This window comes from Ruegeria sp. CDSA033, from assembly GCF_059612305.1.
On the sequence record NZ_JBXWQI010000003.1, the window covers coordinates 255,547 to 281,367 of the forward strand.

At 58.0% G+C, this 25,821-nt stretch carries 26 protein-coding genes and 1 riboswitch; of the genes, 9 read left to right on the forward strand and 17 right to left on the reverse strand.

Annotated elements, in window-relative coordinates; genetic code table 11:
* The first annotated feature begins 216 nt into the window (after window positions 1-216).
* Window positions 217-663: a hypothetical protein gene (locus AC2FLA_RS06350; protein ID WP_496721308.1), complete on the forward strand. Its 447-nt coding sequence runs from the start codon at window positions 217-219 to the stop codon at window positions 661-663.
* A gap of 72 nt (window positions 664-735) precedes the next feature.
* On the opposite strand, the gene mutT is transcribed toward AC2FLA_RS06350, so the two are convergent.
* The 3 genes from mutT to AC2FLA_RS06365 are packed head-to-tail and all read right to left on the reverse strand — an operon-like array spanning window position 736 to window position 3,211.
* A complete protein-coding gene (gene mutT, locus AC2FLA_RS06355; protein ID WP_496721309.1) occupies window positions 736-1,134 on the reverse strand; it encodes an 8-oxo-dGTP diphosphatase MutT in 399 nt (132 codons plus the stop codon).
* Entirely contained in the window at window positions 1,131-2,357 is a 1,227-nt protein-coding gene (gene argJ / locus AC2FLA_RS06360) for a bifunctional glutamate N-acetyltransferase/amino-acid acetyltransferase ArgJ (RefSeq protein WP_496721310.1), read from the reverse strand. The genes mutT and argJ overlap by 4 nt, the downstream gene beginning before the upstream one ends.
* Window positions 2,358-2,362: 5 nt before the next feature.
* Window positions 2,363-3,211 (reverse strand): peptidylprolyl isomerase, encoded by an 849-nt coding sequence (locus tag AC2FLA_RS06365; protein WP_496721311.1) that lies wholly within the window; start codon window positions 3,209-3,211, stop codon window positions 2,363-2,365.
* A 176-nt stretch (window positions 3,212-3,387) separates the two neighbouring features.
* Between AC2FLA_RS06365 and secA the strand changes: the two genes are divergently transcribed.
* From secA to AC2FLA_RS06380, 3 genes are all read left to right on the forward strand, one after another.
* Window positions 3,388-6,105, forward strand: coding sequence for a preprotein translocase subunit SecA (gene secA, locus AC2FLA_RS06370; protein ID WP_496721312.1), 2,718 nt, complete (start codon window positions 3,388-3,390; stop codon window positions 6,103-6,105).
* A 100-nt stretch (window positions 6,106-6,205) separates the two neighbouring features.
* Entirely contained in the window at window positions 6,206-7,132 is a 927-nt protein-coding gene (locus AC2FLA_RS06375; protein ID WP_496721313.1) for a hypothetical protein, read from the forward strand.
* 24 nt (window positions 7,133-7,156) lie between these two features.
* Window positions 7,157-8,713, forward strand: a complete 1,557-nt coding sequence (locus AC2FLA_RS06380; protein WP_496721314.1) for a phosphate ABC transporter substrate-binding/OmpA family protein — start codon at window positions 7,157-7,159, stop codon at window positions 8,711-8,713.
* Window positions 8,714-8,716: 3 nt separating this feature from the next.
* Here the strand turns inward: AC2FLA_RS06380 and radC are convergent, their stop codons facing one another.
* From radC to dnaK, 13 genes are all read right to left on the reverse strand, one after another.
* Entirely contained in the window at window positions 8,717-9,472 is a 756-nt protein-coding gene (gene radC / locus AC2FLA_RS06385; protein WP_282170623.1) for a RadC family protein, read from the reverse strand.
* Between the two features lie 35 nt (window positions 9,473-9,507).
* Complete coding sequence (locus tag AC2FLA_RS06390) at window positions 9,508-10,242, reverse strand: ABC transporter permease (RefSeq protein ID WP_496721315.1); 735 nt, start codon at window positions 10,240-10,242, stop codon at window positions 9,508-9,510.
* A complete protein-coding gene (locus AC2FLA_RS06395; protein ID WP_496721316.1) occupies window positions 10,239-10,967 on the reverse strand; it encodes an ABC transporter ATP-binding protein in 729 nt (242 codons plus the stop codon). Before AC2FLA_RS06395 ends, AC2FLA_RS06390 begins: the two co-directional genes overlap by 4 nt.
* Window positions 10,964-11,638, reverse strand: a complete 675-nt coding sequence (gene tenA, locus AC2FLA_RS06400) for a thiaminase II (RefSeq protein WP_496721317.1) — start codon at window positions 11,636-11,638, stop codon at window positions 10,964-10,966. Before tenA ends, AC2FLA_RS06395 begins: the two co-directional genes overlap by 4 nt.
* Window positions 11,635-12,570 carry an ABC transporter substrate-binding protein gene (locus tag AC2FLA_RS06405; protein WP_282153603.1) on the reverse strand — a complete coding sequence of 312 codons (936 nt, stop codon included), beginning with the start codon at window positions 12,568-12,570 and terminating at the stop codon, window positions 11,635-11,637. Before AC2FLA_RS06405 ends, tenA begins: the two co-directional genes overlap by 4 nt.
* A gap of 20 nt (window positions 12,571-12,590) precedes the next feature.
* Window positions 12,591-13,553 carry a HesA/MoeB/ThiF family protein gene (locus AC2FLA_RS06410; RefSeq protein ID WP_496721318.1) on the reverse strand — a complete coding sequence of 321 codons (963 nt, stop codon included), beginning with the start codon at window positions 13,551-13,553 and terminating at the stop codon, window positions 12,591-12,593.
* The gene (locus tag AC2FLA_RS06415) at window positions 13,550-14,146 is read right to left on the reverse strand and encodes a thiamine phosphate synthase (protein ID WP_496721319.1); all 597 of its coding nucleotides are present in this window, start codon (window positions 14,144-14,146) and stop codon (window positions 13,550-13,552) included. The genes AC2FLA_RS06410 and AC2FLA_RS06415 overlap by 4 nt, the downstream gene beginning before the upstream one ends.
* On the reverse strand, window positions 14,143-14,907 hold the full coding sequence (locus AC2FLA_RS06420) for a thiazole synthase (protein ID WP_496721320.1): 765 nt from the start codon (window positions 14,905-14,907) through the stop codon (window positions 14,143-14,145). The genes AC2FLA_RS06415 and AC2FLA_RS06420 overlap by 4 nt, the downstream gene beginning before the upstream one ends.
* A 3-nt stretch (window positions 14,908-14,910) precedes the next feature.
* Window positions 14,911-15,105 carry a sulfur carrier protein ThiS gene (gene thiS, locus AC2FLA_RS06425; RefSeq protein WP_496721321.1) on the reverse strand — a complete coding sequence of 65 codons (195 nt, stop codon included), beginning with the start codon at window positions 15,103-15,105 and terminating at the stop codon, window positions 14,911-14,913.
* Window positions 15,089-16,066: an FAD-dependent oxidoreductase gene (locus tag AC2FLA_RS06430; protein ID WP_496721322.1), complete on the reverse strand. Its 978-nt coding sequence runs from the start codon at window positions 16,064-16,066 to the stop codon at window positions 15,089-15,091. Before AC2FLA_RS06430 ends, thiS begins: the two co-directional genes overlap by 17 nt.
* Window positions 16,063-16,866, reverse strand: coding sequence for a bifunctional hydroxymethylpyrimidine kinase/phosphomethylpyrimidine kinase (thiD, locus tag AC2FLA_RS06435; protein WP_472722529.1), 804 nt, complete (start codon window positions 16,864-16,866; stop codon window positions 16,063-16,065). Before thiD ends, AC2FLA_RS06430 begins: the two co-directional genes overlap by 4 nt.
* Before the next feature lie 45 nt (window positions 16,867-16,911).
* A riboswitch (TPP riboswitch) is annotated at window positions 16,912-17,017 on the reverse strand.
* A 129-nt stretch (window positions 17,018-17,146) separates the two neighbouring features.
* Window positions 17,147-18,301 (reverse strand): molecular chaperone DnaJ, encoded by a 1,155-nt coding sequence (gene dnaJ / locus AC2FLA_RS06440; protein ID WP_282119766.1) that lies wholly within the window; start codon window positions 18,299-18,301, stop codon window positions 17,147-17,149.
* Between the two features lie 74 nt (window positions 18,302-18,375).
* Window positions 18,376-20,286 carry a molecular chaperone DnaK gene (dnaK, locus tag AC2FLA_RS06445; protein ID WP_058275103.1) on the reverse strand — a complete coding sequence of 637 codons (1,911 nt, stop codon included), beginning with the start codon at window positions 20,284-20,286 and terminating at the stop codon, window positions 18,376-18,378.
* Between the two features lie 212 nt (window positions 20,287-20,498).
* Here dnaK and AC2FLA_RS06450 point away from each other — a divergent pair, with 212 nt between their 5' ends.
* Window positions 20,499-21,101, forward strand: coding sequence for an alpha-ketoglutarate-dependent dioxygenase AlkB family protein (locus AC2FLA_RS06450; RefSeq protein WP_496721323.1), 603 nt, complete (start codon window positions 20,499-20,501; stop codon window positions 21,099-21,101).
* Here the strand turns inward: AC2FLA_RS06450 and AC2FLA_RS06455 are convergent.
* A complete protein-coding gene (locus AC2FLA_RS06455; RefSeq protein ID WP_496721324.1) occupies window positions 21,098-21,919 on the reverse strand; it encodes an ABC transporter permease in 822 nt (273 codons plus the stop codon). The two genes, AC2FLA_RS06450 and AC2FLA_RS06455, sit on opposite strands and share 4 nt — an antisense overlap.
* Before the next feature lie 123 nt (window positions 21,920-22,042).
* On the opposite strand from AC2FLA_RS06455, the gene cysQ reads away from it, so the two are divergent.
* From cysQ to AC2FLA_RS06475, 4 genes are all read left to right on the forward strand, one after another.
* Window positions 22,043-22,840 carry a 3'(2'),5'-bisphosphate nucleotidase CysQ gene (gene cysQ / locus AC2FLA_RS06460; protein ID WP_496721325.1) on the forward strand — a complete coding sequence of 266 codons (798 nt, stop codon included), beginning with the start codon at window positions 22,043-22,045 and terminating at the stop codon, window positions 22,838-22,840.
* A complete protein-coding gene (locus AC2FLA_RS06465) occupies window positions 22,840-23,640 on the forward strand; it encodes a 3-deoxy-manno-octulosonate cytidylyltransferase (protein WP_496721326.1) in 801 nt (266 codons plus the stop codon). The genes cysQ and AC2FLA_RS06465 overlap by 1 nt, the downstream gene beginning before the upstream one ends.
* Window positions 23,641-23,708: 68 nt before the next feature.
* Window positions 23,709-24,692, forward strand: coding sequence for a UDP-glucose 4-epimerase GalE (gene galE, locus AC2FLA_RS06470; RefSeq protein WP_496721327.1), 984 nt, complete (start codon window positions 23,709-23,711; stop codon window positions 24,690-24,692).
* Window positions 24,693-24,699: 7 nt separating this feature from the next.
* Complete coding sequence (locus tag AC2FLA_RS06475; protein WP_496721328.1) at window positions 24,700-25,740, forward strand: glycosyltransferase family 2 protein; 1,041 nt, start codon at window positions 24,700-24,702, stop codon at window positions 25,738-25,740.
* Window positions 25,741-25,821: the final 81 nt, after the last annotated feature.

The following is a 25,821-nucleotide window of genomic DNA, read 5'->3' on the forward strand; positions in this document are numbered from 1 at the left end:
GGTAGAGACGTAATCTTCCGGTTTGTACAAGTTGCACAAACTGCAAAGTTAGGTGCTTCAAAAAGCTAGCTTGAGTTTGCGCTCCACTTATTCGCCAAAAGGCTGCTGAGTTTGAGAATATGGCCATGGGTATGCGGCGTGCATGAAGGGCATCTTCAAGCCCAAATGGACAGTTTCAAAACAAACACATACGTTGATCTAGTAAGCTGTGTTGCAATGCGTGGACAAATGCCAGTTCGACTTTTTCAAACTGTGTCAGTTACATTTATGCTTTTTTTGGCAGGACTTGCTTGTTCTCCGGCAATTGGGGAGCAAAGCAATCAATCCGAAATCGTAATAAGCTGCACTCTCAAGAGTACAGAAGGAGAAAAAGTAGAGGTCATTCTCACAGAAAAAGAAGGAGAACTCAATTTAAACGTTAATGACTTGGATTTAATCGGCGTAGTTCCACTTCGAGGCCACAGTCATTCACCGACCATTGCTGTCGCCAGCAACATGGACGATCGAGGTGTGTATACCCTGGCCATCCATAGAGCCTTTTTTCGGCCTTTTCCTCTCGGATTTGACCCGAACAATCCCCCGGCCACGCTGACTGTGCAACAAGCTGATTACGACGTTGTCCCGACAATCTTAGTGTTCCAAGGAAATTGCAATTTCGACTAAATCTGAGGCATCTGCTTTGTCCGAATACACTATATCCGGACTTATCAACTCGAATGCCTTTGTCGTTTTCCGCTATAACCAATCCCGCAAAATCGGAATCAGCGGCACATCCGCCGCAGGCATCGAATAGTTCCGCAACTCATTCGCACGCGCCCATTTCAACGCCTGACCTTCTTTCGACTGAGGAATGCCTTCCCACTTTCGGCAAGCAAACAGCGGCATCAGCAGGTGAAAATCGTCATAGCTGTGGCTGGCAAAGGTCAGCGGGGCGAGGCATGAGGCCCAGGTGTCGATGCCCAGTTCTTCGTGCAATTCGCGGATCAGGGCGGCCTCGGGGGTTTCGCCGGGTTCGATTTTTCCACCGGGGAATTCCCAGAGACCGGCCATAGGTTTGCCCTCGGGTCGTTGGGCCAGTAGCACCCGGCCCTCAATGTCGATCAGGGCGACAGCGGACACTAGTAAGGTCTTCACGAGCGATAATCCGCGTTGATTTCGATATAGCCGTGGGTCAGGTCGCAGGTCCAAACGGTGGACTTGCCTTCGCCCAGTCCCAGATCGACCGCGATCACCAGATCCTGACCTTTCATATAGGCGGCGGCGGCGTCCTCACGGTAATCCGGGCTGACCCAGCCCTTTTCGGCAACCAGAATATCACCGAAGGAAATGCTCAGCAGGTCGCGGTCGGCGGCGGCACCGGACTTTCCGATGGCCATGACGATCCGGCCCCAGTTCGGGTCTTCGCCCGCAATCGCTGTTTTCACCAAAGGTGAGTTCGCAATCGCCAGTCCGTGCACCTTGGCGTCCGCGTCCGAGGCGGCACCGGTTACACGAATTTCCACAAATTTCGTAGCACCTTCACCGTCGCGCACGACCTGCTGCGCCAAGTCAAGCATCACGCCCTCCAGCGCCTCGGCAAACGCCGAATTGCCGGTTGCGTCCACGCCTGAGGCCCCGGTTGCACAAAGCAACAAGCTGTCCGAGGTCGAGGTGTCGCTGTCGACGGTGATGCAGTTGAACGTCCGGTCGGTCTGCGCGCCCAACATCGCCTGCAGCGCGGACTGTTCGACCTGTGCATCGGTAAAGATGTAGACCAGCATCGTCGCCATATCCGGCGCGATCATGCCTGACCCCTTGGCAATCCCTGCAATAGAGACTGTTATTCCGTCAATCTCGACCTGCGCACTGGACCCTTTTGGAAAAGTATCCGTGGTCATGATCGCCCGCGCCGCATCCTCGATGGCATGACGGCTGAGGCCCATCTTCAACGCCTCAAGCTGCGCCACGATGCGGTCATGGGGCAGCGGCTCACCAATCACGCCGGTGGATGAGGTGAAGACGCGTTCGACAGGAACGCCGGTCGCTGTGGACACAGCCTGTGTGACCTCGGCCACCGAGGTCTGGCCGTAGTGGCCGGTAAAGGCATTGGCATTGCCCGAGTTCACCAAAATCGCCGCAGGCCCATCGCTGGACCCGCCGATCTTGCCCTGACAGTCCAGCACGGGGGCTGCGCGGGTGGCCGATCGGGTGAACACCCCGGCCACAGATGTGCCCGGATCCAGAACCGCCAACATCACGTCGGTACGGCCCTGATAACGCACGCCAGCCTCGACAGTGGCAAAACGCACACCGTCGATGGCAGGCAGATCGGGAAAACCCGCTGGCGCGAGCGGCGAAACCTTGGTGATCGTGGCCACAGGGGTTACTCCTGAATCAGGTCGATCTGACGGATGACTTCCGGGCCAACACCGTCCAAAGCGGGGCGTTCGATCTGCGATTGCTGCGTCAACTCGTCGATCTTGGCTTGAATCGCGTCCTGCTGAAGGGTCTGGGCCAGCTGTTCCCGTACGGCATCAAGCCCCGGCGCTTCGGATTTTCGCATGTCGTTGAGAATGATCAGGTGCCAGCCGAACTGTGTTTGCACCGGATCCGAGATCTGACCCTTTTCCAACGCGACAACGGCGTTTTCGAATTCCGGCACCATCTGACCCTTGCCAAACCATCCCAATGACCCGCCATTCGGGCCCGATGGGCCGGTCGACTTTTCCTTGGCCATTTCGGCAAAATCGCCGCCGTCATCCAGCAGGGTTTTGATTTCCTTGGCTTCTTCTTCGGTCGCTACAAGAATATGGCTGGCGTCGAACTCATCTTCGCCTTCGAAGTTGCCGAATTCCGCGTCATAGGCTGCCTGAATTGACTCTTCGGTCACGACGTCGCCCAGCAACGCATTTACTGTCTGCACCGCCCGCATGGACCGGCCTTCGTTTTCCAGCCCCAACTGGTTCAGCCGGTTCAGATCGTCCTGCTGCTGCGCCAGCAATTGCTGCTGGATCAATTGCTCTATGACAAATTCGTACAGAACGTCATCTTCAATCTCGGCGTAATTCGGGGGCAGGGCTGCAACGGATGCGATAACGTGACCCAATGTGATTTCATCCCCGTTCACATTGGCGACAACCGTATCCGCGCCCGGCTTGGTTTCGGCGGCAAGTGGCATCGCCATCACGGCAGCCAGAGCCAGCGATGGCAAAAAAGTGAGGCCTTTGGGCATGGAATCATCCTATTTCTTTGCCGCGACGGGGCGTGGCGTTGACACTCTGGGACCTGCCGCTTACATCGCTTTGAAGCCTTGGACAGGGCCGCCTTTCATCCCCCGTATCTATGGGTTGCAAGCAAGGTGGGCAAGCCTGTCGCAACCAAGACAAGAACAGATCCGCTGGAGTGAACATGCTGGGACTCGGAACGCTCGCCAAAAAGGTGTTCGGAACACCGAACGACCGCAAGATCAAGGCGACCCGCCCGCTGGTCGAAAAGATCAATGCGCTGGAACCTGAGTTCGAAAAGCTGTCCGATGAGGGCCTGATCGAAAAGACCGCCGAACTGCGCAAACGCGCGCTGGATGGTGAGGCGCTGGACGACTTGCTGCCAGAAGCCTTTGCCAACGTTCGCGAAGGCGCCAGACGCGCGCTGGGTCTGCGCGCCTTTGACGTACAGCTGATGGGCGGTGCGTTCCTGCATCAGGGCAACATCTCGGAAATGAAAACAGGTGAGGGCAAGACGCTGGTTGCGACCTTCCCCGCCTACCTGAACGCATTGACCGGCAAGGGCGTGCACGTGGTTACGGTAAACGAATACCTGGCCAAGCGTGACGCCGAATGGATGGGCAAGGTGTTTGGTGCCCTTGGCATGACCACCGGCGTGATCTGGTCGGGTCAGCCAGACGCCGAGAAAAAAGCTGCCTATGCCTGTGACGTCACCTATGCCACCAACAACGAGCTGGGCTTTGACTATCTGCGCGATAACATGAAGGCGGAGCTGGATCAGATTTACCAAAAGTACCACAATTTCGCGATTGTGGACGAGGTCGACTCGATCCTGATTGACGAGGCGCGGACGCCATTGATCATCTCGGGCCCGTCCGAGGACCGCTCGGATCTGTACACCACCATCGACGCCCTGATCCCGTCGCTGAGCGATGATCACTTTACGCTGGACGAAAAGTCCCGGAGCGTGACCTTCACCGATGAGGGCAACGAGTTCTTGGAACAACAGCTGAACGCCAACGGTCTGATCCCGGAAGGCCATTCGCTGTATGATCCGGAAAGCACCACAGTTGTGCACCACGTCAACCAGGGTCTGCGCGCGCACAAGCTGTTTACGCGTGACAAGGACTACATCGTCCGTGACGGCAACGTCATTTTGATTGACGAATTCACTGGCCGAATGATGCCCGGGCGTCGCCTGTCCGAAGGCCTGCATCAGGCCATCGAAGCCAAGGAGAACGTCCAGATTCAGCCTGAAAACGTGACGCTGGCCAGTGTGACTTTCCAGAACTACTTCCGCCTGTATGACAAGCTGGGCGGCATGACCGGCACCGCGCTGACCGAGGCCGAAGAATTCGCCGAAATCTACGGTCTGGGCGTGGTCGAGGTTCCGACCAACAGGCCGATTGCCCGTCTTGACGAAGACGATCAGGTCTATCGCACCGCCGGTGAGAAATACGGCGCGATGATCAATGAGACCAAAGAAGCGCAGGAAAAGGGCCAGCCGGTTCTTTTGGGCACAACCTCGATCGAGAAATCCGAACTGCTAAGCCAGCTGCTGCAAAAGGAAGGCATCAAACACAACGTTCTGAACGCCCGCCAGCACGAGCAAGAGGCACAGATCGTGGCCGATGCCGGCCGGTATGGTGCGGTGACCATTGCCACCAACATGGCTGGCCGTGGCACCGACATTCAGCTGGGCGGCAATGTCGAGATGAATGTGCTGCAGGCGCTGGCCGAAAACCCCGAGGCCGATCCGGCCGAGCTGCGCGCCAAGGAAGAGGCCCGCCACGCCGAGGAAAAGGAAAAGGTGCTGGCGGCCGGTGGTCTTTACGTCATGGCATCCGAACGTCACGAAAGCCGTCGGATCGACAACCAGCTGCGCGGTCGTTCGGGCCGTCAGGGCGACCCGGGCCGTACCGTGTTCTACCTGAGCCTCGAAGACGACCTGATGCGCATCTTTGGATCAGAGCGGCTGGACAAGGTTCTGACCACGCTGGGCATGAAAGAGGGCGAGGCAATTGTTCATCCTTGGGTGAACAAGTCGCTGGAACGCGCACAGTCCAAGGTCGAAGGCCGAAACTTTGACATGCGTAAGAACGTTCTGAAATTTGACGACGTGATGAATGACCAACGTAAAGTGGTGTTCAGCCAGCGGCGCGAGATCATGTCGACCGATGACCTGTCCGAGATCGTCTCGGACATGCGCGAACAGGTGATCGACGATCTGATCGACGAATACATGCCGCCGAAAACATATGCAGATCAGTGGGACACGGACGGTCTGCATGACGCGATCAAGGAAAAGCTGACCATTGACGCACCCGTACAGGACTGGGCCGCCGAGGAAGGCGTCGATGATGAACAGGTGCGCGAGCGTTTGGTCAATGCCGCTGATGAGATGATGGCACAGAAAGCCGCGGCTTTTGGTCCCGAGAATATGCGCAACATCGAAAAGCAGGTTCTGCTGCAGACCATCGACGGCAAATGGCGCGAGCATCTGCTGACGCTGGAGCATCTGCGCTCGGTTGTTGGATTCCGCGGTTACGCCCAGCGCGACCCGCTGAATGAATACAAGAACGAGAGCTTCCAGCTGTTTGAATCCATGCTCGACAGTCTGCGCGAAACCGTGACTCAGCAATTGTCGCGCGTCCGTCCGCTGACCGAAGAGGAACAGCGCGAAATGCTGGCTCAGATGCAGGCACAGCAAGCACAGGCACAACAGGCGGTGGATCAAGCCACCGACAAGGCCGAAGCACTGGCCGAAGCCCAGGCATCGGGCGATGCACGCCCCGGCTTTGTCGAAGACGATCCCTCGACTTGGGGGAACCCGTCGCGCAACGATCTCTGCCCGTGTGGATCGGGCAAGAAATTCAAACATTGCCACGGCCGACTGACCTGACGTCACCTTGATCAAAACACATTGAGTCCGTTTCACGGCCACATATTGGCCGTGATTCAACTTCAGGATGCGACTCGCTCCTTCAACTGGGGAGGGTGTTTTGTTTGTAATAAAGAATTACGTGACCACTGGCGGCACCGTCGCTTGTGCCTTGGCCATTGGTTACCTGATGCAAAATGGATCGCCAGCGCAATCGGATGGTGCGCAGGCTCCTGAAACTGTGGCAGCCGCCAATCAGTCCTCGGTGATTGCCGGGCTGGAAGGAATTGTTCTAACCTCCTCGCTTCCGGCCGCTGATGCAACCACCGACATCAAGACATCGCGACGCGCCCTGCAACCCACTCGATCGACCCCCTCTGATCAGGAAAGCTGCACTCTCAGTGCCCGCGCCAAAGCCGTTCCCGGCGCTGCGGCGCGCCTAACCGTCAAAGCCCCCTGCCACGGCAATGAACGGATCGAAATCCATCACAGCGGACTAACAGTTACCCAACGAACGGACAAAAACGGCGCTTTGGATCTGACGATCCCGGCCCTGTCGGAATATGCGATCTTTCTGATCTCGGTAGATGATCAGACCGGGACCGTAGCCACCACTCACATCCCCGACCTGGCCAACTACAACCGCATCGCCCTGCAATGGCAGGGCGAGACAGACCTGCAAATCCATGCGCTGGAATTTGGGGCCAGCTATGGCACAGCGGGACATGTATCGTCGAACCCTGACGCGAAAGGCGCGGGCAAAGTCGTGCATTTAGGCCAACAGGCATTCGGCGACGCGCAGAATATCGAAATCTATTCTTTCCCTGCAGGCGAAGCCAGTCAGACCGGTTCGATCGAATTAACGGTCGAAGCTGAGGTGACCGAAGCAAATTGCGGCCGGGATTTGGCCGTTCAATCACTCGAGCTGCGTGGCGATCGCCGCCTGCGGTCGCGCGATTTGACGCTGCCCATGCCGGATTGCACGCAGGCCGGTGATTTTCTGGTGTTGAATAATCTGCTCCAAGACCTGACAATCGCGGCAAATTAAACCGCAGGCAGGCTCGACTTTCTTATGACATTTTTTCGTGTGGCAGTGGCCACACTGATTTCGGTGACTCTGGCGTCATATGTGCACGCACAGGATATCACGCTGACCTCGCAAGACGGCAAGGTCGAGGTCACAGGCAACCTGCTGAGCTTTGATGGCGAGTTCTATCGCGTGGATACGCAGTTCGGTGAGCTGACAGTGGATGGGTCGGGTGTTACCTGCGAAGGACCCGCCTGCCCCAACCTTACGGATTTCGTGGCCGAGGTTCGGTTCTCTGGTTCCTCCGTCATGGCGGAAAAGGTACTGCCGGCCCTGATCGTTGGTTTCGCCCAGCAAGAGGGGATGTCGGCGACGCCGCAGCGTTTGGATTCGGGCGCATTCACCTATGAGCTTCACCAGACCGGGCGCGATGCTCCTTTGGGACGGTTCTATTTCGCCCCCAACAACACAGGTAGCGGCTTTGCGGATCTGATCGCCGATGAGACCGATATCGTCATGGCACTGCGTGAAATTCGCCCATCGGAACAAGAGGCTGTGCAGACCGCTGGTCTGGGTGATTTGGCAGATGCAAGGCGTTCCCGGGTCATCGCGCTGGACGCGCTGGTCCCAATTGTGGCCCGGGAAAACCCGGCGCGGCAAATTTCGCCCGCGGAACTGATGAGCGTGTTTTCCGGCGAGATCCAAAACTGGTCTGAATTAGGAGGACCCGATGCGCCCGTTTCCCTGCACTTACCAGACGCCGGTTCAGGTTTGGCGCAAGGGGTTGAGGATCGGTTGCTGGCCCCCGCTCAATCCACGCTGGCCGAGGGAATCGTCCGTCACACCCGTAGCAGCGATCTGGTTCGCGCTGTTGCTGATGACCCTTTTGCCATCGGTATCGCCAGCCATGCCGAGGTCGGGCCTGCCCGGGGCCTGCCTTTGACCGGCGGTTGCGGTCACGCGCTGACCGCCACGCGGCAATCCATCAAGACCGAAGACTATCCGCTGACATCGCCGATGTTCCTGTATCTGCCGGAAATCCGCCTGCCCCGCATCGCACGGCAATTCCTGGCCTATTCGCAAAGCGCCGAGGCACAGATGGCGATCCGCGATGCCGGATTTGTGGATCAAGAACCCGAAACCATGCGGATCGGGTTGCAAGGGGATCGTCTGGCCAACGCAGTGGTTTCAGGTGGTGCCGAGGTCGGGTTGGAAGAGTTGCAGCGCATGATCGACACGCTGCGCCCGCAATCGCGCCTGTCGCTGTCGTTCCGGTTCGAGGCAGGTTCCTCAAGACCCGATGCGCAGTCACGCTCAAACATCCGGCAATTGGCCCATGCCCTTGAAACCGGAGCCATCGACGCGCGCAAACTGACCTTTGTCGGTTTCAGTGATGGTGACGGCGCGGCCTCATCCAATGCCAGAATCGCATTGCTGCGGGCAAAAACCGTGCGCAACGCGGTGCTATCGGCGGTAGAAACAGCCATTCCGGATAGCGTCGAGATCGCCGTGGACGCATTTGGCGAGGCGATGCCTATGGCCTGTGACGACACGGACTGGGGTCGCAAAGTCAATCGTAGGGTCGAGGTCTGGGTTCAGTAACCCTTACAAATAGCCCTCGGACCGAAAGCTCAACTCATTCGATTTGCCAATAATCAGATGGTCATGCAGCGTCAGGCCCAGCGCGACGCAGGCATCCTGAATTCGGTTGGTCATATCGATATCCGATTGCGAAGGTGTCGGATCGCCCGATGGGTGATTGTGTACCAAGATTAGCGCCGAGGCATTCAGCTCCAGCGCGCGTTTGGCTACCTCACGCGGATAGACGGGAACGTGGTCGACAGTGCCTTTGGCCTGTTCTTCATCCGCGATAAGTACGTTCTTGCGGTCAAGGTAGAACACGCGAAACTGCTCAGTCTCCCGATGCGCCATCGTCGTATGGCAATAATCCAGCAGCGCGTCCCAGCCTGATACGACGTGCCGTTGCATGACCCGCGCGCGGGTCATCCGATGGGCACACGCTTCAAGGATTTTCAGGTCGGTGATCACCGTATCGCCTACGCCTTTGATTTGCCGCAGCCGTTCTTCGGGTGCGGTCAGCACGCGGTTAAAGTCGCCAAACGTATCCATCAGCGCACAGGCCAGGGGTTTGACATCCTGCCGGGGGATTGAGCGGAACAGGGCAAGTTCCAACAATTCGTAATCCGGCATTGCCGCCGACCCACCAGACATGAACCGTTCGCGCAATCGTTTGCGGTGATCTTTGATATACGACGGCAAGCGACCAGACGGCAGCGGTTGCACCGGGGCTTCGTCGGTTTCAAACAGCATCGGGGCTTCGGCAAAGGCGTCCTGAGTCATGGGACCACCGTGCCGCAGAATCGGTTTCTGAATGGTTAACGCATCTCACCCGCAATGCCTGCAGTTGCCCGTCGGACAACCATGTGCAACAGGATCGAAAACACCCCCAGAGTCAGCATCGCCGCAAACATCAAATCGGTTTTGGCCCGCCCATTGGCTAGCAGCATTAGGTACCCCAATCCTTGCGACGACCCGACCCATTCGCCGATCACCGCTCCGATCGGGGCATAGACGGCCGCCAGCCGCATGCCCGAAGCCAATGAGGGCAAAGCTGCGGGGATACGAATGTGCCACAACACGGCGCGCCGGCTGGCCTGCATGGTCCGCGCCAGATCAAGATATCCGGGCGGCGTGCGCATCAACCCGTCGAAAAAGGAAGAGGTGATCGGGAAATAGATGATCAGCACTGCCATCGCGACCTTGGACCACAGTCCATAGCCCAGCCAAAGCGTCAGCAACGGCGCCAGCGCGAAGACCGGCAACGCCTGCGTGAACACCAGCATCGGCTGCACCAGCACCCGCGCGGCGCGGGAATTGGCCAATTGCAATGCTGTCAAAACGCCAAGAACCGTTCCACAAGCCAAGCCGATAACGACCTCGACCGCCGTAACCCATGTGTGTTCCGCGATAACCCAGCCGTTCTGCCACCAGGTCTCGGCCACCAAAGCCGGGCCGGGAAGAATGAATTTCGGCAGGCCGGTCAAGGAAACGATCCCCTGCCAGATCGCCAATGCAAATACTGTCGCCGCAAGGGCTGATAAAAGCTTCATGCCGCTTCGTCACGTAGCAGACGCAGCAATGCGCCCTGCGCCTCAAGCGTCTCCAGATCATCGACGCTGCGTGGGGCCGGTGCATGCGGGGGTTGGCAGGACGTTATACCATTCTGCGTCATGACCACGATGGATTGACCCAACCGTGCAGCCTCGCCCGGATCATGGGTGACCAGCAGAACGGTTCGGCCCTGTAACGCTTCGGCCGCAAGATCCTGCATATCGGCGCGGGTGCGGGCGTCGATGGCCGAAAACGGCTCATCCAACAAAACGATGGGCCGATCCTCCATCAACGTGCGAGCCAAGGCCACGCGTTGACGTTGCCCACCAGAGAGTTCGCCAGGCTTCTTGGCCATATGATCCTGCAGGCGCATCCGTTCGATCAGCTGATCACGGCGGCGCAAATCTGGCTTTTCTCCGCGCAACCGCGCGCCCAGCAGGACGTTCTGCGCCACAGTCGCCCAAGGCAACAACAGATCGTCCTGCGCCATGTAGGCTACCCGCTCCCGCACAGATTGCCCGTCACTGGCGGTAATCTGACCGGTGAACTCTGCGCCAGTGTCCAAGCCAGCAATCAGGCGCAGAATGGTGGTTTTGCCGACCCCCGATCCACCCAGCAGACACGTCCACCGCCCTGCTGCAAGCGTCAGGGTCAACGGCGCGAACAATAACGCGTCGCCAATCGCAGCCGAACCACGGACGGTCAGATCGGGGGCCGGGGTCATGGGGTCAGGCCCATTTGCCAGAAATTAACCTCTAACTCGGTCGCGGTACGGAAGGTGTGGCACAGACGAGTCCAACGCGGGGATGCTTCGAAATTCTCACCAATACGCCTCGTTAGAGCCATATCTAACAATTCCCCAACCGCCACGCAGGCATCTTGGTAGTCATCGCTGGCATAGGTGGCGATCCAATCGCGATAGGTGTCAGACGTCGCCTCGGTCGCCAGTCTTGTGCCAATCTCACCGTACCCCATCACACAAGGCGCTAGCGCCGCCAGCAGGTTCAGCAAATCGCCGCTGTACCCCGCCTCAAGCACGAACCGCGTATAGGCGAGGTTCTCGGCACGTTCCGGCGTGGCAAACAGCTGGTCCTGGGGGATGCCTTCGGCCTCGCAGATCCCGATATGCAGCTTCATCTCTTCGCTGATCAGCCCATTCACGGTGCGCGAGGCTGCCAACATTTCCGCATGTGTTTCCGATTTCACGACTGCCAGCGCCCAGGCGCGCGAGAAATGAATCAGGAACACATAATCTTGCCGCAAATAATGCAGAAACGCCGCACGCGGCAGCGAGCCGTCCTTCATCCCTTCGACAAAAGCGTGGCAGGTGTAATCCTGCCACGGCCCCTGCGCCGCCTCACGCATCAGCGCGAATGCTTTGCCATAGTCGCTCATTGCACGGTCACATCTACTGAGATGTCGCTGACCGGATTGATGCTATCGATCATACCGCTGTCTTTGAGGAAGGCCTCGAAACGGGCATAGCGACCTGCATCAAAACCCGCCGGGCGCAGCGCGAAACGGGGCAGTGTATCCACCCAAGCGCGCGCGTTCAGTTCATCCTGCAGTTCGGGTGAGGTGGCGGCGAAGATTTCCCAGCTTTTTTCCGGGTTGTTGACGATGAACTGGGTCGCTTTTTCGGTCGCAGCCAGGAAGCGGGCGACCTTGTCTGCATCCATCGTGTCGGGGTTGGCGACATAGATCAACTCATCATAAGACGGCACGCCTTCTTCCTCGATGTAGAAACAGCGGCCCGCGACGCCTTCGATATCCATCTGGTTCAGTTCAAAGTTCCGGAAGGCCCCGATCACCGCATCCACCTGCCCCGTCATCAGCGAGGGCGACAGCGAGAAGTTGACGTTGACCATCTCAATATCGTCCAGCGCGACATCATGGGCGTTCAGCATGGCGCCCAGCACCGCCTCTTCCACACCCGCGACCGAGAAGCCGATTTTTTTGCCCTTGAGGTCGGCGAGCGTTTTGATCGGACCGTCCTGTAGCACCAGCAGGCAGTTCAAGGGCGTCGCGACCAAGGTGCCGACGCGCTTCAGCGGCAGGCCTTCATGGATTTGCAGGTGAAGTTGCGGCTGGTAGGACACCGCCAGATCAGCTTGCCCGGCGGCAACCAGACGCGGAGGGGCCGATGGATCCGCGGGTGGCACAATCTCAATCTCCAGCCCCTCGTCGGCAAAGTATCCGTTCTCTTGCGCCACGATGATGGGCCCGTGGTCGGGGTTAACGAACCAGTCCAGCAGAACGGTCATCTTGTCTTCGGCCCAGGCCGGCGCGGCGGCCAGCAGGGCAATTGCTGTCATCAGCTTTTTCATATCTCGCGTATCCTTTTCGTTCACGAGGTTGAGGCCGCGACGAGAACGATCTCGCCCGGCCAATCCGGTTGCAATTTTTCGGCAGCACGCCACGCACGCAGGCCGGCGGAACAACAAAGTGCCAGCCTTTTGCTTTTGTTAGGCTCTCGTTTTACCAATTCAGAAGACCCGCGGAGCGCGTTAGGATGAATGGGTTCAGGGACCTCATCCGGGCTGCGCAACTCGATGATCAGATCATCCGTGGTCAGTTGGCAGGCCGACACAAACGGGAAGTGATGGTTGGGCTCAGGCGCATCGTCAAAGCGGAACGTGCTGCTTCGCATCGTCTGGGCATCGAACTGTACCATCTGCCCCAAGGGCGAAGGGTCCAGCCCGAGAATAACGCTCAGCGCCATTTGCGCCTTCATTGCGCCAATCATTCCGACGACGGGACCCAACACACCGGCGGTGGCACAGCTTGCACCACTGCCCGGCGCGTCGGGAAAAACCGCGCGCAAAGATGGAGCGCCGCCGCAGAAACCGCCAACATAGCCGGACAACCCCAGGACCGAGGCGCTTATCAGCGGTTTGCCCAGCGCGCGACACGTATCCGACAACGTATAGCTTGCAGCATAACTGTCTGCGCAATCGAGAATGACGTCGGCTTGTGAGACAAAGCGTTGCGAATTTAAGCTAGTTAGAGCCTGATTTTTTGTGGAGATCGTAATTTCAGAGTTTAAGGCCTGACACCGCTCAGCCGCGACTTCGGTTTTGGGACGGCCACAGTCCCCCTCGCCAAACAAGGTCTGGCGATGGAGGTTCGACAGGGCGACTTCATCCGGGTCTATGATGGTCAAATGTCCGACCCCAGCACCTGCCAGCAAAGGCAAAACCGGCGCTGCCAGCCCCCCGGCCCCCACCACAAGAACCCGCGCGCCGGATAGGCGGGCCTGTCCACGGGCGCCGACCTCCGGCAGGATCATCTGACGGGCGTAGCGGCTCATGTGGTGACCTCGATCCACGCACGTACGCGGGCTTCTGGGTCTGCATTCAAGGTGATGTCTGTCACGACTGAGACAATGTCCGCCCCGGCCTGCAACACCCCCGGCGCGCGCTCGACACTCATCCCGCCAATACCGACCAAAGGGACTTCCCCCACGCGCGCTTTCCATTCAGTGACACGCGGCAGGCCTTGTTGTTCCCATTTCATCTTTTTCAGGATCGTTGGGTAGACGGGACCAAGCGCGACATAATCGGGGGTCATGGCCAGAACACGCTCAAGCTCGTCATCGTCATGGGTCGAGACACCTAGTTTCAGCCCTGCGCGTCGGATCGCCTTCAGATCTGCGTCATCCAGATCCTCTTGTCCCAAATGAATCCAGTCGCAGCCTGCGTCGATGGCAACCTGCCAATGGTCATTCACCACCAGAACAGCCCCATGCGCACGGCACAGATCCCGCGAAACCACGATCTGTTCACGCACGACCGCATCCGCTTGGTCCTTGATCCGCAACTGCACCAGTTTCACGCCCAAGGGCAGCATCCGGCGCAGCCAGTCGGAATGGTCGAAGATTGGATAAAACCGGTCGAGGTTCATGATAAAAACGCCTTTCCAATAACAGGGGTCGAGGGTTCGGCCATATCGCGCGCTTCGATCGGGTCGGCCTGATAGGCCAATCGCCCGGCCTCGATGGCCAGCTTCATCGCCTTGGCCATTGCGGCGGGATCGCCGGCCCGTGCCACCGCGGTGTTCAGCAGAACGGCATCATACCCAAGCTCCATCGCATGTGCGGCGTGGCTGGGCAGGCCGATACCAGCGTCAATCACCAGTGGTATTTCGGGAAACTCAGCGCGCATTGCGCGCAGGGCGTATTCGTTGTTCAGACCGCGGCCCGAACCAATCGGGGCCCCCCAAGGCATCAGAACTTCACACCCCGCCGCCAAAAGGCGCTCACCCACGATCAGGTCGTCCGTGGTGTACGGAAACACCTCGAACCCGTCTTCGCTCAGAATGCGCGCGGCCTCGACCAATTGGAACACGTCGGGCTGCAGGCTGTCGGTATGCCCGATCAGTTCCAGCTTGATCCATTTGGTGTCAAACACCTCACGTGCCATATGGGCGGTGGTCACAGCCTCTTTCACCGTATGGCAACCTGCTGTGTTGGGCAGGATAAGAACGCTCAGATCGCGGATCATCTGCCAAAAGGTTTGTCCTGCGCCTGCTTCGCGTCGCAAAGATACGGTGGCCACCCCGGCCCCGCTGTCCCGAAATGCCTGTTCCAAGATTGCAGGGCTTGGATATTGCGCGGTGCCCAGCATCAGCGGGTTCGGCAGTGATGTGCCGTAGACGGTCTTCATCGCTCACCCCCCCTGCATCGGGGCGACGACTTCGATCCGATCGCCATCCTTGATTTTACGGGCCTTGCGCAGGCTCGAAGGCACAAAACCCTCGTTCACAGCCGTCGCCACCCGGCCCGAAAACCCGCATTCCTGCAAAAGGCCGGAAAGAGTTTCGGCCTGCACGTCGCGCATCTCGCCGTTAAGTACGATCTTCATCGACCATCTCCGAATGTTTGTTGTCCAACGCTAGGTCAGCCACGCCCTTGGCCAGTGCAGGGGCCAGCAAGTAGCCGTGGCGATAGAGGCCATTGGCGTAGATTGTCGGTCCCAGTCGCCGAATACGCGGCAGGTTGTCGGGGAAAGCGGGACGCAGATCGACGCCGATTTCCAACACTTCAGCCTCGCCAAAGGCGGGGTTCAGGGCGTAGGCTGCGCTCAGCAACTCAAGCATCGAGCGTGCGGTAATTCGGCTGCTATCCTCGGATTCGATCATTGTCGCGCCCAGCATGTAGACGCCGTCGCCGCGTGGAACGATATACAGCGGCACGCGTGGATGAAGCAGGCGTATAGGCCGGGTCAGTGTCACGTCTGGGCACCGTATCACCAGCATCTCACCCTTCACGCCGCGCAAGTCCTGCAGATATTCGCGCGCGTGCAGACCTCGGCAATCAATGGCGTTGTCCAATCCCGTCGGAGCGCGCGCATGATGGAATTCAACACCGTGATCCTGAAGCTGGTGTGACAGATCCAACAAGGCTTGACGCGGGTTCAAATAGGCCTCGGCATCAAAGTAGAGACCCTTTCCGAAACCGTGAAGATAAGGCTCTAATTCGGCGATTTCGCCGGTATCAACTTCGGAAAACCCCTCAGTTCTGCGGGCGAAACGACGCAGATCCGGCAGGTCCCGTGGGTTAGCAACAACCAGTGTGCCGCGCCTGTGGACCTGAGTTCGCTTGGCCCACCAGTCGATTGCCAATTGCCCCAGACGCAGGACAGGTTCCTCCGCGTTTTCATACTCGCACCACGGTGCCAACATTCCGCCCGCCCACCAGGAGCAGCCATGCGGCCCTGGTCCACCGCCGGGATCAAACACCTGAACCTTGGCCCCGCGCGCGACAAGTTCGGACGCGACGGCCAACCCGGCCACACCTGCCCCTATGATCGACCAGACGGTCACGCGGGCCAAACCTGATGGAAGTGATGAACAGGTCCGTGACCTTGCCCGATGTTTAAAGCATCGGCCTGAGCGATGGCGCCCTGCAGATAGTCATGTGCTTGCGCCACGGCTTGGGTTAGCGAAAGGCCCTTAGCCAACCCGGCCGCTATGGATGAGGACAGGGTGCATCCGGTTCCGTGGGTGTTGCGGGTCTGTCGGCGCGGCGCTTGAAACTGAGCAATCACGCCCGAATGTGAGATCAATATGTCATGGCAGATGTCACCCTTGCCGTGACCGCCCTTCATCAGAACCGCACCAGCGCCAAGTGCACACAGATCTTGCCCTTGTGCGATCATCTGTTCGAGGCTGTCCGCAGACTCAGAGCCCAGCAGGCAGGCTGCTTCGGGCAGGTTTGGCGTTAACACGGTCGCGCGCGGCAACAATACGTCGCGCAGGGTTTGCACCGCCTCTTCTGCCAACAACGCATCGCCGGATTTCGCAATCATGACCGGATCCAAAACTACCGGCCCGTCAAATTCGGCGATACTGTCTGCGACACATTGGATGATCTGAGGGGTCGCCAGCATTCCAATCTTGATCGCGCCAACATCCAGGTCGGTCAGAACAGCCTCGATCTGGGCTGCAATGACGTCCACAGGGATGCCATGCACCGCCGTAACTGCGCGAGTATTCTGCGCCGTCACTGCGGTAATCACACTGGCACCGTAGACGCCAAGCGCCGACATGGCCTTGAGGTCTGCCTGAATTCCAGCCCCTCCGCCGCTGTCAGATCCTGCGATTGTTAAGGCAATGGGTGCCATGTCGTTGCTCCAGTTCAAAATGGGCAACGGGCATGGAAAACGTCTAAGCACTATAAGACCGTTCCCTACGCCGGTATTGCCCGGATCAGGTTCGATGGGTTAGCGCATTCACGCCTCTCAGCCCCCAAACAGGGCACCCCAACGGTTGGGGCGACACTCTCAGGGGATGGCGGGGGAATCAAGGGCCAATTTTGGTGCAGATTACGGTCAAACTGGACTTATAAAATGCAAAAGCCGGCCTCAATGGACCGGCTTTTGTTTGATGTTCAGGTGTTCAGGTTCAGCCCTTCATACCGTCCCAAAATGACTTGACGGACGAGAAAAAGCTTTTTGATTCCGGATGGTTATCTTCGCCCAGATCGTCGAACTCACGCAGCAGCTCTTTTTGACGGCTGGTCAGATTGACCGGGGTTTCGACGGCCAGTTCGATGAACATATCGCCAACGCCACCGCCGCGAAGGGCGGGCATGCCTTTGCTGCGCAAGCGCATCTGACGTCCTGACTGGCTGCCAGCCGGAATTTGCACGCGACCCCGGCCACCGTCGATAGTGGGCACTTCGATCGAACCGCCCAGCGCTGCCTTGGCCATGCTGACCGGAACGCGGCAATACAGGTTTACGCTGTCGCGCTCGAACAGCTTGTGGTCCGAAACTTCGACAAAAATATACAGGTCGCCCGGAGGACCACCGCGCATCCCGGCCTCACCTTCGCCCGCAAGACGGATGCGTGTGCCGGTTTCGACACCAGCCGGAATGTTGACCGACAGAGCGCGTTCTTTTTCGACGCGCCCGGCGCCGCCGCATGATTTACAGGGGTTCTTGATAATTTGACCCAAACCCGAACAGGTCGGACACGACCGTTCAACTGTGAAAAAGCCCTGTTGCGCCCGCACTTTTCCCATGCCCGAACAGGTCGGGCAGGTTGTGGGCTCAACCCCGCCTTCCGCACCCGAGCCGTCACAGGCCGAGCAGGCCACGGCAGCAGGCACGTTGATCGTCTTTTGCAGACCAGAGAATGCTTCTTCCAGGCTTACACGCAGGTTGTAACGCAGGTCTGACCCTCGCGCGGCCCGACGACCACCCCCGGTAGCACCGCGCTGACCACCCATAAAATCGCCGAACAGGTCATCGAACACGTCCGAGAAGGCGCTGGAGAAATCGCCCTGCCCGCCAAATCCGCCGCCGGGGCGGCCACCGCCGCCCATACCGTTTTCAAACGCGGCATGACCAAAACGGTCATACGCGGCCTTTTTTTCGGCATCGCGCAAGACGTCGTAAGCTTCGTTCGCTTCTTTGAACTGAGCCTCGGAATCCGGGTTGTCCTTGTTACGGTCGGGATGCAATTCCTTGGCTTTCGTGCGAAAACCTTTCTTGATCTCGTCCGCTGATGCGCCCTTGGACACGCCGAGCACATCATAGTAGTCGCGTTTTGACATCAGTATTTCCTTCTGCCGCAACGTAATCGGGCCGGCCCGGTGACCGGACCGGCCCGAATTGGCCCGGTTTCCCGTTACTTACGCTTTTCGTCGTCAAGATCTTCGAATTCGGCATCGACGATATCGTCTTCACCAGCCGGAGCAGCATCCGCCGCCGCAGGCTCATCCTCGGTCTCTTCAGACTGCGCCTTGTAGATGGCTTCGCCCAGCTTCATGGCGGCTTCGGTCACGTTCTGAATGCCTGACTTGATCTTGTCGGCATTCTCGGTTTCCAGCTCGTCCTTCAGCGCGACAATCGCCAGCTCGATGGCTTCGATGGTGGTCGGGTCGACCTTGTCGGCATGCTCTTCCATCGACTTCTCGGTCGAGTGGATGAGGCTTTCCGCCTGGTTCTTTGCCTCGATCAGCTCGCGGCGTTCCTTGTCCGCCTCGGCGTTCTCTTCGGCGTCCTTGACCATCTTGTCGATATCTTCGTCCGACAGACCACCCGATGCCTGGATGGTGATCTTCTGCTCTTTGCCGGTGCCTTTGTCCTTGGCCGAAACCGAGACAATGCCGTTGGCGTCGATGTCAAAAGTCACCTCGATCTGAGGCATGCCGCGCGGTGCGGGCGGGATATCTTCAAGGTTGAACTGACCGAGGATCTTGTTATCCGCAGCCATTTCGCGCTCACCCTGGAAACAGCGGATGGTCACAGCGTTCTGGTTGTCTTCGGCGGTCGAGAAGACCTGAGATTTTTTCGTCGGGATCGTGGTGTTACGGTCGATAAGACGAGTGAACACGCCACCAAGCGTCTCGATACCCAGCGAAAGCGGGGTTACGTCCAGCAGAACCACGTCTTTGACGTCACCCTGCAGAACACCGGCCTGAATGGCGGCGCCCATGGCAACAACTTCGTCCGGGTTCACACCCTTGTGCGGTTCTTTGCCAAAGAATTTGGTGACCTCTTCGATCACCTTCGGCATGCGGGTCATACCACCGACCAGAACAACCTCATCAATGTCGCCTGCCGACAGACCCGCGTCTTTCAATGCGGCCTGACAGGGTTTCATCGACTTCTTGATCAGATCGCCGACCAGCGATTCCAGCTTGGCACGGGTCAGTTTCATGACCATGTGCAGCGGCTGACCGTTGGCGCCCATCGAGATGAACGGCTGGTTGATCTCAGTCTGCGAGGTCGAAGACAGTTCGATCTTGGCTTTTTCAGCGGCTTCTTTCAGACGCTGCAGGGCCATCTTGTCGCTGGACAGATCGACACCGTGTTCCTTTTTGAACTCATCCGCCAGGTAGTTGACGATGCGCATGTCAAAGTCTTCACCACCCAGGAAGGTGTCACCGTTGGTCGATTTGACCTCGAACAGGCCGTCGTCGATTTCCAGAATGGTCACGTCGAAAGTACCGCCACCAAGGTCATAGACCGCGATGGTTTGGGTTTCTTCTTTGTCCAGGCCATAGGCCAGCGCAGCCGCTGTCGGTTCGTTGATGATCCGCAGCACTTCCAGACCGGCGATTTTGCCTGCGTCTTTGGTGGCCTGACGCTGGGCGTCATTGAAATACGCGGGAACGGTGATGACCGCCTGCGTGACTTCTTCACCCAGATAGCTCTCGGCGGTTTCCTTCATCTTGCCCAGAGTGAAGGCCGAAATCTGGCTTGGGGAGTATTTTTCACCGCGGGCTTCCACCCACGCGTCACCGTTGCCGCCATCCACGATGGCGTACGGCACCATTTTCTTGTCCTTCTGGACTTCTGCATCATCCACACGACGACCGATCAGGCGCTTGACGCCAAAGATCGTGTTGTCGGGGTTGGTGACCGCCTGACGTTTTGCAGGCTGACCGACCAGACGCTCATCTTCGGTGAAGGCGACGATCGAGGGCGTGGTCCGCGCCCCTTCTGCGTTTTCAATGACCTTTGGCTGAGAGCCGTCCATGATGGCCACACACGAGTTGGTGGTGCCGAGGTCAATACCGATTACTTTTCCCATATGTTCAATCCCTTTCTCTTCAAGGCGATGTCTCGAGGTCCGGACCCGTTATGGCATCCGGTCCCGATCTGGTTTGCGCAACAGCACTACACCATCGCGCGTCCCGGCGTATATAAGGGCGAGATCAGAGGCCTGCAAGCGGTGTAAAAGGCAGGTTTTCGGGAATCTGCGGCCTTTTTGACAAGGTTTTGGCAAGGATTGGGGAATCTTCAATGGCGCGGCTGCTCTTGCGCGGATTTGACATCAGAAAAGCCTATCTGGACGTTGCGGCACAAACGCAACTGATTGAGGCGTTGCGCCCGATTCTGAAATCGGCGCCGCTGTTCCGGCCGGTTACGCCCTCGGGCAAGGAAATGTCGGTGCGCATGACCTCAGCCGGAGCGTTTGGTTGGGTCACTGACAAAGGGGGCTACCGATATCAGGCGCAGCACCCTAAAGGAACGGTGTGGCCCGACATTCCCGATACGATACTGAGCATCTGGCGCAAGCTTGCCAGCACCCAACGCGATCCGGATTGCTGTCTGATCAACTATTACGGCGAAGGTGCGCGCATGGGGCTGCATCAAGACAAGGACGAGGCCGATTTCTCCTGGCCAGTTCTGTCGATATCGCTGGGCGACGATGCCCTTTTCCGCATCGGAAACGAAACACGGGGCGGCAAGACCGAGTCGATCTGGTTGAACTCCGGCGACGTCGTGGTCATGGGCGGCCCGGCCCGCCTGACATATCACGGGGTAGACCGAATTCGTTTCGGTTCATCCAAGCTGTTGCCCAAAGGCGGACGGATCAACCTGACCTTACGGGTCGCAAACTAGCGGCGCGCGCCCCAACTGGCCGACACATGCTGACGGGTGAAAAAGATACCGAGCAACCCAATCATCAACAAGGCCAGTCCAACCCAAATCGCATATTCCCAACTGGTGTTTCGCGGAAAGTAATTGCGAAAAACAAAGCCTCGGCACTGGTCGATTATGTGAAACAACGGGTTCCAGGCAAAGAAACTTAGCATGAAGCCGCCCAGCGCATTCCCTACAACCATTTTGCCAGAAAAAATCATGTTCAGACGTCGATAGATTGTACTGAGAATTCCCGTGGTGGTGGGAAACCATGGCGAGATTGCCATAAACACGACGCCCACCGCGCATCCGGTAAACCAAGCCAATATCAACATGTAGAACGCGCCACCCGGTTCTTGGATCTCCAGCGGCTCAACCATAACGCTGTAGGCGAAGAGGATCACAAGGATCGAGACCAATTGCGTATAAAGCGATCCGAAGGCAGTCGCCAACAGTGCGACCATCATGTTCATCGGAGAGTGCAGCATCATCGGGTTGTTTCCTGTTGCCACGCCAGCGACGGACGAGACGGCTTTGATATGGGTCAGGAATAGAAAGACACCTGACAACAGAAACAGGATAAAGTTTCCCCTGATCTTGGCGACCCGTGTGCCCAGCATCGACATGATCAGATAAAACACGGTCACAAGTGCGAGAATTTGTAAGATATTCACAATGATCGCGATCACAGCATTCGAGTGTTTGGATCGTATTCCATGCGCCACCGCATGGAAGACAAGCTCGGAAGTCGTGAAAGCGCCGCCCAGAAGCGTCTGATTCCGCTTAAAATAAAACACTCAGTACACTCTTTCCCGCTGAACTGCCTGTAAACTGCCACGAAATTCTTGCCGTTCCGTAACCGGCACAGCATAAGGCCCACAAGGATTTCGATCAACAAACTACGGCAACGGAGCATTTTTGTGACCTACGACGCCCTTATTCCCGTAATCAGACGTCTGGCGCTGGAAGCCGGGGACACGATCATGCAGATTTACGAGGCGGATGATTTCGACGTCAAAGTCAAATCCGACGCCAGCCCGGTGACCGAGGCGGATGAGGCAGCCGATGCCCTGATCTCGGCGGGCTTGCGCGCGGCATTCCCGGATATTCTGCTGGTGACCGAAGAACAGGCCGCCTCCCATTCCGAAAAAGGCGACACATTTCTGATCGTCGATCCGCTGGACGGCACCAAGGAATTCATCAACCGACGCGGTGATTTCACGGTGAACATCGCACTGGTCGAAAACGGAGTGCCAACCCGCGGCGTTGTGTATGCACCGGCCAAGGGGCGCATGTTCTACACGCAAGCAGACGGTCAATCAGTTGAGGAAACCGGCGCGCTGAACAAAGCGCAGGCCGGCGACGTGACCCCGATTTCGGTGTCTGAACCGGACAATTCGGCACTTTTGATCGTCGCGTCAAAATCGCACCGCGATCAGGCGACCGAGGATTACATCAACAAATATCAGGTCAAGGACAGCAAAAGCGCAGGCTCGTCCCTGAAGTTCTGTCTGGTCGCTACCGGAGAAGCGGATTTGTATCCCCGCGTTGGCCGCACAATGGAATGGGACACCGCCGCAGGTCATGCCGTGTTGGCTGGCGCGGGCGGCAAGGTTGTTCGTTTCGATGATCACTCGTCATTGACCTATGGCAAGGACGGCTATGCAAACCCGTTCTTTATCGCCTACGCTCCGGGCGTTGACTTGAAGGAGGCCTGATGTCCGTATTGATTGCCATCCCCGCCCGCTATGCCTCGACCCGCTACCCCGGCAAGCCGCTGGTTCCGCTGACCGGGGCAAGCGGCAATGCGATGACCCTGATCGAACGATCCTGGCGCGCCGCCTGTTCCGTATCGGGCGTGGACAAGGTTGTTGTCGCCACCGACGACGACCGCATCCGCGACGTGGCCGAAGGGTTCGGGGCCGAGGTGGTGATGACATCCGAGACCTGCGGCAATGGCACCGAGCGCTGCGCCGAGGCCCATACAGCTTTGGGCGCGGGCTATGAGATCGTGGTGAACCTGCAAGGGGATGCACCACTGACACCACATTGGTTTGTCGAAGACCTGATCGCCGGTCTGCGCGCCGCACCCGAGGCAGGTGTCGCCACGCCGGTTCTGCGTTGTGACGGAGATGCTTTGAACAGCCTGCTGAACGATCGTGAAAACGGCCGGGTCGGCGGCACAACAGCCGTATTTGCGACTGATCACAGCGCAATGTATTTCTCGAAAGAGGTCGTGCCTTTTACCGCCGAAACTTTTGCCGGCACCAAACCGACGCCGGTGTTTCACCATGTCGGCGTCTACGCCTATCGTCCCGATGCGCTGTCAGCCTATCCAACCTGGCCAGTGGGACCCTTGGAGCAATTGGAAGGGCTGGAACAGCTGCGCTTCATGGAAAACGGTCGCAAGGTTCTGTGCGTTGAGGTTGAGGCCAAGGGCCGCCAATTCTGGGAATTGAACAATCCGCAAGATGTGCCGAAGCTCGAAGAGATGATGGCCGCTATGGGGTTGGATTGACCCATTTTCACCTGAACTCCTGTCAAGACGTCATCTAACCGGGCGTGGCACCACAATTTGGAACGAATATGAAAAACATTCTTGTCACTGGCGGCGCCGGGTACATTGGATCTCATGCCTGTAAGGCGCTTTCTCAGGCTGGTTATACGCCTGTAACCTTCGACAATCTGGTCACCGGCTGGCAGGACGCGGTGAAGTTTGGCCCGTTCGAACAGGGCGATCTGTTGGATCGTGCCCGGCTGGATGAGGTTTTCGCCAAATACGAACCCTTGGCCGTGATGCATTTTGCCGCCCTCAGCCAAGTGGGTGAGGCCATGTCCGAGCCTGGCAAATACTGGTCCAACAACGTGACCGGTTCACTAAATTTGATCGAAGCCGCCGTGGCCGCCGGATGTGAGAACTTTGTATTCTCGTCCACCTGCGCCACCTATGGCGAGCATGACAATGTGGTGCTGGACGAAGATACGCCGCAACTCCCGCTGAACGCATACGGTGCCTCAAAACGTGCCATCGAAGATATCCTGCGCGATTTCGAGGCCGCGCACGGGCTGAACCACGTGATCTTCCGGTATTTCAACGTGGCCGGTGCCGACCCTGATGGCGAAGTGGGTGAGTTCCACCGCCCGGAAACCCACCTTGTGCCACTGATGCTGGACGCCATCGACGGCAAGCGCGACGGATTGACTGTTTTCGGGACCGACTACGACACACCAGACGGCACCTGCATCCGCGATTATGTACATGTTTGCGATCTGGTCGATGCCCACGTTTTGGGATTGAACTGGTTGGAACAAGGCAAAGACAGCCGCGTCTTCAACCTGGGCACCGGATCGGGGTTTTCGGTGATGGAGGTGATCAGCCACTCCAACGCCGTCACCAACCGCGACGTACCCTATGCAATCGGACCGCGCCGGGCTGGGGATTGCACAAAGTTGGTTTCTGGTTCTGTGCGCGCTGGCGAGGAACTTGGCTGGTCGCCCAAAAGGTCCACATTAGAGACGATGATTGCCGATGCGTGGCGCTGGCATCAGAACGGCCATTACGAAAAATGAGCCTATTGTGACTGGTACAGGGGAAGATACGCTTCCGCCCATCTCATGGGTGCAAATGTACAAGTTGCGGCTAAAACGGCAGCGGTTGTTGTGGCGGTCCTTTCGCAGCCGCCATCAATTGTCTTGCCTGAACGACCGCACGGCGAACATCAATCCCGGTGGCATTCTGGCCTTCACCACGCTGCGCAATGAAATCACCCGCCTGCCCTGGTTCCTGCGCCATTATCGTGCATTGGGGGTTGATCACTTTCTGATCGTCGACAACGACAGCGACGATGGCTCGGTACCCTTTCTCAAGGAACAGCCGGACGTATCGTTGTGGCAGACCCGGGACAGCTATCGCACGTCGCGCTATGGGCTGGATTGGCTGACTTGGTTGCAAATGCGCTATGGGCACAACCACTGGACCCTGATGGTCGACGCGGATGAGTTGTTGATTTACCCCGATTATGACGCCCGGCCTCTGCGCGATCTGACTGACTGGCTGGATGATAAGGGACGGGTGGCGTTTGGCGCGCTGATGCTGGATCTATACCCCAAAGGCCCGCTGGGGGAACAAGGCTATGATCCTGAAACCGACCCGACCGAGGTGGTGAGTTGGTTTGATGCCGCCCCCTACCGGGCACAACGGCAAAGCCCGCTGGGCAACCTTTGGGTGCAGGGCGGCGCGCGCGAGCGTATGTTCTTTGCCGACGCCCCACGCCGATCCCCGACGCTTAACAAAATCCCGTTGGTCCGGTGGTCGCGGCGCTACGCCTATGTGAATTCGTGCCATTCCGCATTGCCACGCCTTCTGAACGCCAGTTACGGAGGGCCCGGCAACACAGCGCCTTCCGGTGTATTGTTGCACACCAAATTCCTGCCCGAAGTTGTGGAAAAATCAAAGATCGAGAAAGAGCGCCGGCAACACTTTCACGATCCCGAGCAGTTTGCAGATTACTATGACGGCGTAGTGGATCGCCCGGTCATGTGGACGCCAGAGTCCAAGCCATACGACGGTTGGGAATCTTTGCAGCAACTGGGTTTGATGGGAACAATCGACTGGTAAAGTCACAACTCGAACTAACGGTTTTTAAAGTCGTTGCTTCGAAAGATGGAAAAATGGCATAAAACGGCAATTGTCCGGCAC